The 973-nt window shown below is 62.4% G+C and carries 1 protein-coding gene; it reads right to left on the reverse strand.

The features are described 5' to 3' along the window. A partial coding sequence (locus SKC42_RS27395; RefSeq protein ID WP_330967362.1) for an EspA/EspE family type VII secretion system effector occupies positions 1 to 912 on the reverse strand: 912 nt, incomplete at its 3' end. Positions 913 to 973: the final 61 nt, after the last annotated feature.

Below are 973 nucleotides of genomic sequence, written 5' to 3' on the forward strand. Positions count from 1 at the left end.
GGTTGCGAGGGGTGTTGTTGCGGTGTTGTTGGGTTGACGGGATGGGTCGTGGGAGGGCTGTTGGTGTGGGGGCGTGGCGGGGCTGTGTTGGTGTTCGGGGGGTGTGGGCGGGTGTTGTGGGGTTTTGCTGTTTTGGGGGTTGATGCGATCGGGGTGGGTTGGCGTCGTCGGACTTAACAGCGGTGGTGGTGGTGAGGTGGTGGGGGGTTGCTGGTCGCGGGTGAGTGGGCGGGGTTGAGGGTCTGAGGGGCGAGCGTGGTCTGTGCTGGCGGATGTGCGGTGTGTTGTGGGTGGGGGCGGGCTCGACAGGTTTGCTGGCGTGCTGTCGTGGGCGGACGGGCCGGTGGAGGTTGTGTCGACGGGATTGGTGGTGGCTGGTTGGTGCTGGTCGATGATTGTTTGGGCGGCCTTGATCACGTCGCTGTATTCGAGGTTGTCGACCGCTTGCAGGGTTTGGATGGAGGAGCCGAGGCACCAGGCCAGCAGGCCCACTGCCGCCGTGATTGATGTGGCGGCGGCGGTGATTGCGGCCGTCATTGCGAAATTGAAGGTTGTTGGGTGGCTCTCCAATCCCAGGATGACTGGATATAGTGCGAGCAGAAATGCTTGTTCGATTCCCGTCCCTAATTGCGCTTGTGTGACGACGTGGGCGTGGTCTTTCACTAGCGCGGCGAATTCCTGATCCAGGGCGGCCATTGTCTGGGCCTGGGCGATGAGTTGTGATTTCGCGGAGTTGTGGGCGTGTGCGGCGGCGCCGGACCAGTGTTGTGGTTGTTCTTGTTGCAGCAGCGCCGCGACGTGGGTGAAGTTGTGGGAACCGTCAGTGAAGCAGTCTCCCTGGTAGGGGGACATCGGCGAGCCTTCCCACGCCGAACCGGCGAAGGGGATCGCCAGCCCGGTGAGCTGCTGCAAAGTCAAGATATTAGCCAACGCCGAATACACAATCGTGCTCGGCAAACGCCCCCAATCGACA

It is taken from the genome of Mycobacterium sp. 050134 (genome assembly GCF_036409085.1).
In the GTDB taxonomy this organism is placed as follows: Bacteria; Actinomycetota; Actinomycetes; order Mycobacteriales; family Mycobacteriaceae; genus Mycobacterium.